The following is a 7672-nucleotide window of genomic DNA, read 5'->3' on the forward strand; positions in this document are numbered from 1 at the left end:
CTTCTGGATTATTCGCCCCAGGAAAACGACACCCAATCCCAATGATGGCAATAGCCGATTCCTCTATTCTGCCTTGTGCCAACTGGGATATCTTCTGCTCAGATTTGTCATCAGCTAAATAGGCTGCCAGTTCAACAATGTTGGGATAGTCATAAACAATAGTCGGCGACAGCTTAATTTCTAACCAATCTTCTAAATCTGCCGATAAAGCAACCGCAGCCATAGAATTTAAACCAGTACTGGCAAAAGATTCCTTGACATCAATTTGTGAGATGGGTAAGCCGAGTCGCTGGGCTAAATTTTCCCGCAACCAATTTTGGATTTCAATTTGCTTTTGATTAGATTGCTGTTGAGAAAAAAGCTTGGCTTTCTCCTGCTTCGCACCTGCTGCGGGTAGGACGTGCCTTGCTCCTTCTAATTTAAATTCCCCCACACTGGTTAAACTTCCATTTAAATACCCAGCTTTACAAGCATGACGCTGAATCTTGCCACTAGAGGTTTTAGGAATGCTGCCTGTTTTCAATAAAACTATAGCGTCGACCTGTAGTTCATGATGTTCAGCGATCGCACTCCGAATTGCTTTGGTCACCTCTTCAATCTTTAACTTACGCAGTGCAGTGCGCTTGATTTCTGGGGTAATTACTAACTTTTCTGTTCCTGCCACATCTACTGCAAATGCTGCCACATTACCCGCCCGAATTGCTTCATGGGCATTGTCTACAGTTAATTCTAGATCCTGGGGGTAGTAATTGCGTCCCCGAATGATAATCAAATCTTTTAAACGCCCTGTAACAAATAGCTCTCCACGATCTAAGAAGCCTAAATCTCCTGTCCGTAACCATCCTCCCTCTTGAGTATCCCCTAACACTCCATTAAAACTCTGGGCAGTCAATTCAGGTTGATTCCAATATCCCTGCGCCACACTAGCGCTTTTTGCCCAAATTTCACCAATTTCGCCATCAGGACATTGATTTAAAGTTTCAGGATTGGCGATCGCAATTTTTTGTGCAGGAGAATTACCTCCACTGCTTACTAAAGTAATCGCATCACTATTGTCGACAGCTAGAGCCTGATTTTCTTCTAACCGTTTGAGGTCAAAAGCAGCCACTACAGGTTCAGCATTTCTTCTACTCCCTGTAATCATCAAGGTAGATTCTGCCATCCCGTAACAGGGATAAAAAGCCTGGCGACGAAAGCCACACTCACGAAAATACTCGCTAAAACGCTCTATGGTTTCGGCTCTAACTGGCTCTGCACCAGAAAAGGCCAGCTCCCAACAGCTCAAGTCTAAAGTAGCTTTTTGTTCTGCCGTAATGCTCTCTACACAAAGATCGTAGGCAAAATTAGGGCCTCCATTAGTCTGTCCTCGATAGTTGGAGATTGCCTGTAGCCAACGATAAGGGCGCTGGAGAAAGGTAACAGGAGCCATCAGATACATCGATGCACCAATATAGGCTGGCTGAATAATCGAACCAATTAAGCCCATATCGTGATAGGGCGGTAGCCAAGATGTTAAAATATGTTCTGATTTATTACCAAAGCAATGCTGAATAGTATCAGAATTGGCGATTAAATTCCCCTGACTGACCATTACGCCTTTGGGCTTGCCCGTCGAACCACTTGTATATTGCAAAAAAGCTAGACTGTTTAAAGTGATTTTTGGATCTTGCCAGCTATTAGCTAAATCTATATTTAGAGTATCAGTAGCGATAAACTTAATATTTTCCGTAGCATTATGACTAGCAAATTTACTGGCAACCTGTTCTTGAATCGAGGTGGTGGTTAAAGCAAAAGTAGCTTCAGCATCAGCAACAATCGCTAGTAACCTCTCCAGAGAACGATTTGCTCTGGGTGGGTAAACGGGAACAGCTACAACACCTGCATATAAACAGCCCAAAAAAGCCGTAATAAAATCTAGTCCTGGCTGAAAAAGCAGTAAAGCTCTTTGACCTTTAGCATTATGACTTTGTAGAATAAAAGCGATCGCCTTTGCCTGCTCGTTTAGCTGTTGATAGGTGAGACTATCGATTTCAGTTTCACCATCAGCCAAGAAAGTAAATGCCTTTTTGTGAGGCTGAGTACTCGCTTGTTCGTGTAATCGGTCTATTAGGGTTGTTTGCTTGCTCAATCGACTCCTCTCTTTGCCACCCACGAAGCTAGATATATATCAATAGCTTATCCAAAAGCGAGATACATTTGTTAATATTCGCTCATGAAATAATATCTCAGACAAAGAATAACCGATCAAGGAGGAAAAATATAGTAAAGGTCTTATGTCAAGTCCAAGGATCAGCCCCTAAAGTGGTGAATTAAGTTAAATTTGTGGCTAATTAAACAGAATCTATACCCTAATTAGGCAGTGCCGAACTATTAGCTCAAAGCTTACAAATGATTAATACCTTTGGTTTTTTAAGTAATCTCTAAAGCAAAATGTTTATAATAAAAATACCCTAGATATTATTAATCTAATTTGTAACATGAACCAGAAGAAACAAGAGGTCGATCCTGGAGTTGCTTATATTCTATGGACATTTGGTTTGATGGGGTTTTGTGGAATCCATCGCTTTTATTCTGGCAAGATTACTAGTGGGCTAGTCTACTTTTTAACTTTTGGTTTTTTTGGCGTTGGTCAATTTGTTGATTTGTTTTTAATTCCTGGAATGACTAGGGAGAGAAATATGCGCCTGTTGTATGAGGCAACGGTAGAGGCACGCAATAATGGTCCACAAGTAACTTTAGTCAAACAAGAAGTGGCTACGCCTAAGAAATCTGACCCCATGTTGATTTTGCTTAAAGCGGCAGCAAATCATAATAATGCTCTCTCTGTTGGTCAAGCGATGTTAGCGACAGAATTGCCTTTGGAGCAGGTAGAAATGTTATTAAATACAGCTCTTAAGCAAGGATTGGCTCATGTTGATAATGATGAACAAACAGGAGCTGTCAGATATTATTTTGACGTTTAGTTAACTTGCTGGCTGGTTGCAAATGCTTTAAAAGTTTCAGGAATTTTGAGTAACCAGTCAATTTTTGGGCAATCACTAATAATAATGTGTTAATATTATTTGGCAAATCTGGGTCATTAGCTCAACTGGATAGAGCAACGCCCTTCTAAGGCGTAGGTTTCAGGTTCGAGTCCTGAATGGCCTGTATTGCGCTCAAGCTTAAAGATTGGGTAGAGCAAAAATCCACTGCTTATTAAAAGAGCGCTACTTTACTCTAGTTCGTGAATATTAATTAAACCATCAGGGGGAGATATTTCAAGACGCTGATTAGCTATATCTACTATCGGCACAATTTCTTTAACGAAGGGGATAAATATAGTGACGGGGTTATTGGGTTTTGGGCGATACTTTTTACGTTTGCTGCGACGGCTGACTTGAGAAAGATCTTTTTCTGGCTGGGGATTATTTTCTGGCTGCTTATGTAACCTAATTTCTAATAAATCGTTACCCGCAGAATAAAGATCCACTACTACACCAATGTTTTCCCCTGTCTCTTGATGGTAGACTTGTGTACCCACAAGATCGGCAACATGATACTCATCCTTACTTAGTTTGGGGCGATCGCTTCTATCCACCAACAATTGATAGTTACGAAATTCTTCTGCTTGGCGACGATCTTCCACTCCCTCTAGCTTAATCACGTAGAGGTTTTTGCCCGTTAGATATCGACCACCTTTTAATTGTACTTCTGTAATAGCTCCTGTATCAGGATGTTGTAGCCAACGAGTTCCTGCTTTGGTAAAACGTTCAGGGAAATCAGAATCAGAATATACCCGCAACTCTCCTTTTAAACCTTGAGGGGAAGTGATTGTCCCAACTGCTAATAATTCTGGTTGGTTAATAGTTTGTGATTCATCATTCATATAGCTGTTAGTTGTTCAATAAAATTTAATTTACTTCTTGGTTAATGCTGGCTCAAAACTACCGACTGATATACTTGCTGTGCGACTTGGGCTAAACGTTTCATTGCCTCGGCTATTTCTGTCTCCGTCGCTGTTAAGCTAATGCGTAGACACTGCTGTTTATGCTGCCAATCTTCTTGTAAGCCAGGGAAAAAGGTACTTCCAGGTACAACAATCACTCCTACCTGCTTCAATTCTTGATAAAATTCCCAGTCTGTCATTGGTAAATCTTTCAGCCACAGCCAAGCAAAAATTGCTCCTTCGCCCTGATGTAAGTACCAAGGAATATCGGGCATAGCTGCATCGAGAGTATTGGCTAAGACTTCTATTTTATGTTGATAGTGAGGACGAATTACGTTGAGGGCAAGATTAGCTAGTTTACCAGAGGAAATTGCTTTAGCGGCGATCGCTTGTCCATAGCGAGAAGAATGGATACAGGCGTTAGTCTGAAAAGATTCTAAGATCCCAATTAACTGAGGATCGCCAATTGCAATTCCAATTCTTTCTCCTGGTAATCCCGCCTTGGATAGACTCATACAGTGGATAATATTCCCGCCAAACTGAGGATTCATCTCGGTAAAGTTTAAGGCGGGAAAAGGAGGCGCATAAGCCGAATCTACTAGCACAGGAACATTATGACTAGCAGCTAGATTAGCAATCTTAGTTACTTCCTCATCGCTAATTACATTTCCTGTAGGGTTACAGGGGCGAGAAAAAATTACGCACCCAGTTTGTTGATTAATTTGTAGCTGACTAAAATCAGGACGGTATTTAAACCGATGGTTCGCTTCATCAATTTCTAAAGTCGGTTTATATGCCAACAAAGCCTTTGGAGTTAGACTCACCCCGCCATATCCCGTATAGTCAGGACTAAGAGGTAATACTACCTGCTTAAGCTCTCCTGACGCTGTATAACCGCCAAAAGCATTAGTAGCATAGAGATAAAGAGCCTGAGAACCCCCTGTAATTAAAATATGGCGATCGCTTAATTTTAAGCCATAACGGACATTAAAATCCTCGACAATCGCTTCAATCAAAGGTGTATAACCTTGGGATGAACCATAACGACAAACCACTTCGCCGTATTCATTGCTATCTAATAACTCTTGAGTACAGTCGCGCCATAACTGCTCAACCTCTGACAAAATTACGGGGTTTCCTGCACTGAGGTTAATAAACTCTCTTCCTTGGCTATTTCGCAAGGTTTCAATAATGTCCTTCATGATCGCTCTAACTCCCGTTAGCTGGGACATCTGCGAACCAAATTGGGATAAAGCAAGATTCATTAACTAGTCCTGGAATTAGAAGAAGAAAAGCATGGTAATGCTTATTTTAGCTTGAGTTTGTCTAGTAAAGCAGGAAAAGATTTTACCCCTTGGTGGTTAAGCAAATCCTGTCGACTAGTTGCTTATAAAAGCTAAAATATTAAAGTTTAGAACCTAAAGCTGAAAACTTTTGATAGATTTAATAGTTTTTATGGCTTGGGGAATTTAACAAATAAATACATCCATGATCGACAAGACTATCAAACAGGAAGCATGGGATATCTGGCTGGATAGGCAAATTGAATATTTGCGAGCGCATAATGCATAATTTAGAGCAACTAGATTTAGCCAATATCATTGAGGAACTAGAAGATTTTAGGAGAGAACAAAGAAACGCCTGCAAAAGTTTTTGTCGTCAAATTATCGTTCACTGGTTACTAAGTGCCTAAACAAAATTAATTACACATTATTATTCACCTTTTCCCTTTCCCCCTTTCCCTTTACCCAATTTCAACTAGGAAATTAATTTTACACGACTACTTAATTGATTATTGGCATGAACAAAAACAAACTTGTAATCATTGGCGAGCTGAAGTAGCTAGCTTTCAAAGTGACTTGCAAGATAGATTAACCACAAATTATCAGAATTATTTACAGGAAAATCTTCAGAATATTTATCACCAAAGCTTAAAGATTGTTCAACGAAAAACAGCATTAAGCGATCGCTTTCCTGAAAATTGTCCTTATACAATTGAGCAAATAATTGAAGATAATTAATCTCTAACTAATATATTAATCTTGAGCAAGACTTTGAATTACTGGTTAAATCGCTTAGTTGCTTTTAGTCTCGTTGTAATTGTGAGTTGGGGATTGTTTGCCTCCTCCACTCCAGCACTTTTAAGACAACATCATGAAACTCCTGGTGTGTTGCGCTATCATGCCCAAGACTCCCTCAAAGATCGCGACGGCAATACTTGGCAGGTATTATTATTTCCCGACAAGAGTCAAGGAATTAAAACTACTTATTATTTACGTCTGGTAGGATTTCCTGGTATTAATTCTTTTAATCATCCTCAATCTTTAGAAATTCTGACTTCCCAGGGCAAGATCTTCACTGCCACTGATGCTTATGCTCAATCTTCCCCTGCGCCCAATGTGGGACAATATGATCTGACTTCAATTATAAGTCAACTGCCAAATAAACAAAGCTTAAAACTATCTGTCCCGCTAGAAAACAATAGAGAGTTAGCTCTGAAAATTCCTCAAGCAGTTCTAACAGAATGGCAGCTACTCACCCAGGAAATTGAATAAACCAAAAATTTGCTGTTATTTTAGAGTGGCGATCGGGAATTCTAGAACATAGTGTTCTACAGCTAGTTGTTGCAATGGCAATTTAATTTAATGGATGGAGAAGAGTTAGTGCTGCTTTACCAACAGGGCAATCGAGATTTTAGTCGTGCTAATCTCAGTCAAATTCAGATTTTACAGGCTGAACTAATCAACATAGATTTTAGTCGCACTGAGCTAGATTGGGCAAATTTTAGTGGTACTAACCTGACAGATGCTAATTTCAGTCGGGCAAATCTCAGCAATGCTCGGTTGATTAAAACAAACATGGCAAGAGTTAATTTAAATAGTGCAGATTTGGCTGGAGCAGATCTGAGCTGGGCTAATTTAGAAAATGCCTCTTTGGCCAGAGTAGACTTAAGCGATGCAAATCTTAGTCAATCTTTTTTTTGTGGTGCTAACCTGGCGGATGCTGATTTAAGTGGGGCTAATTTGAGTCGAGCCAACCTCAGTGGGGCTAATTTGAGTCGAGCTAACCTAAGTAGGGCAGATTTGACAGGAGTAGATTTAAGCGGGGCAGATTTTACTCGTGCAGATTTAAGCGAGGCTAATTTTACCAATGCGGATCTTAGCTTTGCTAGTTTTGATCGAGCCGATCTTAGTGGCTGTAGTTTGCGCCAATCAAATTTAGAACAGGCATCTTTACAAGGTGCAAACCTGCGTTCGGCTAATCTACGCAGCGCCATTCTAGCAGGAGCTGTTTTAAAAGACACGGATCGAGGCAATAGCAGTCTGGCAACTATCTCACAACTGAGTTTGTCAAATATGCGACAAGATAACAAAATCGATTTTGGTTCTGCTAACTTACAGGGAGCTAACTTACAAGGAGCTAATTTGCAAAATGCTAACTTTAGATTTGCTTTACTGTTTAAAGCTACCTTGGAAAAGGTTAACCTAGAAAGTGCCAGCTTGGTTGATGTTTATTTAAGAGGTGCTAATTTAAGAGGTGCTAACCTAAAAGGTACTATTCTAAGCGGTGTTAACTGGAAAGGAACAGTTATGCCCGATGGTTCAACTCACCCGTGAGTCAATGAGCAATGTGATCAGTTATAAAGCCAGAATAGTTCGAGCGATAGAAAAGTAGATGAGGACTCCTAGGACATCGACAGCAGTGGTGATAAAGGGAGCAGACATTAGGGCTGGATCTAAACCTAAA

9 protein-coding genes and 1 tRNA gene are annotated in these 7672 nt (G+C 40.3%); 6 read left to right on the forward strand and 4 right to left on the reverse strand.

The genetic code is table 11. The features are described 5' to 3' along the window. Positions 1-2128: AMP-binding protein (locus tag C7B62_RS23160; RefSeq protein ID WP_233220119.1), on the reverse strand; the 2128-nt coding region annotated here is incomplete at its 3' end. Positions 2129-2477: 349 nt separating this feature from the next. On the opposite strand from C7B62_RS23160, the gene C7B62_RS23165 reads away from it, so the two are divergent. Next, positions 2478-2963, forward strand: coding sequence for a TM2 domain-containing protein (locus C7B62_RS23165; RefSeq protein WP_106243116.1), 486 nt, complete (start codon positions 2478-2480; stop codon positions 2961-2963). Positions 2964-3073: 110 nt separating this feature from the next. Further along, positions 3074-3147: transfer RNA gene (locus C7B62_RS23170), tRNA-Arg, on the forward strand. A 64-nt stretch (positions 3148-3211) separates the two neighbouring features. On the opposite strand, the gene rimM is transcribed toward C7B62_RS23170, so the two are convergent. Both rimM and C7B62_RS23180 read right to left on the reverse strand, forming a co-directional pair. Beyond that, positions 3212-3865, reverse strand: a complete 654-nt coding sequence (rimM, locus tag C7B62_RS23175; protein WP_106243119.1) for a ribosome maturation factor RimM — start codon at positions 3863-3865, stop codon at positions 3212-3214. A gap of 41 nt (positions 3866-3906) precedes the next feature. Next, positions 3907-5190 (reverse strand): valine--pyruvate transaminase, encoded by a 1284-nt coding sequence (locus tag C7B62_RS23180; RefSeq protein WP_106243123.1) that lies wholly within the window; start codon positions 5188-5190, stop codon positions 3907-3909. A 299-nt stretch (positions 5191-5489) separates the two neighbouring features. On the opposite strand from C7B62_RS23180, the gene C7B62_RS26955 reads away from it, so the two are divergent. From C7B62_RS26955 to C7B62_RS23200, 4 genes are all read left to right on the forward strand, one after another. Further along, the gene (locus tag C7B62_RS26955) at positions 5490-5618 is read left to right on the forward strand and encodes a DUF29 family protein (RefSeq protein ID WP_106243126.1); all 129 of its coding nucleotides are present in this window, start codon (positions 5490-5492) and stop codon (positions 5616-5618) included. Positions 5619-5694: 76 nt separating this feature from the next. Beyond that, positions 5695-5946 (forward strand): DUF29 family protein, encoded by a 252-nt coding sequence (locus tag C7B62_RS26960; RefSeq protein WP_255414087.1) that lies wholly within the window; start codon positions 5695-5697, stop codon positions 5944-5946. Between the two features lie 33 nt (positions 5947-5979). After that, entirely contained in the window at positions 5980-6480 is a 501-nt protein-coding gene (locus C7B62_RS23195; protein ID WP_233220120.1) for a DUF3122 domain-containing protein, read from the forward strand. A 90-nt stretch (positions 6481-6570) separates the two neighbouring features. After that, positions 6571-7542 (forward strand): pentapeptide repeat-containing protein, encoded by a 972-nt coding sequence (locus C7B62_RS23200; RefSeq protein ID WP_106243138.1) that lies wholly within the window; start codon positions 6571-6573, stop codon positions 7540-7542. Between the two features lie 21 nt (positions 7543-7563). Here C7B62_RS23200 and C7B62_RS23205 read toward each other — a convergent pair. Then, positions 7564-7672, reverse strand: a 109-nt coding sequence (locus C7B62_RS23205; RefSeq protein ID WP_146132189.1) for a magnesium transporter, incomplete at its 5' end; no start/stop codon positions are given.

It is taken from the genome of Pleurocapsa sp. CCALA 161, assembly GCF_003003995.1.
Lineage (GTDB): Bacteria > Cyanobacteriota > Cyanobacteriia > Cyanobacteriales > Xenococcaceae > Waterburya.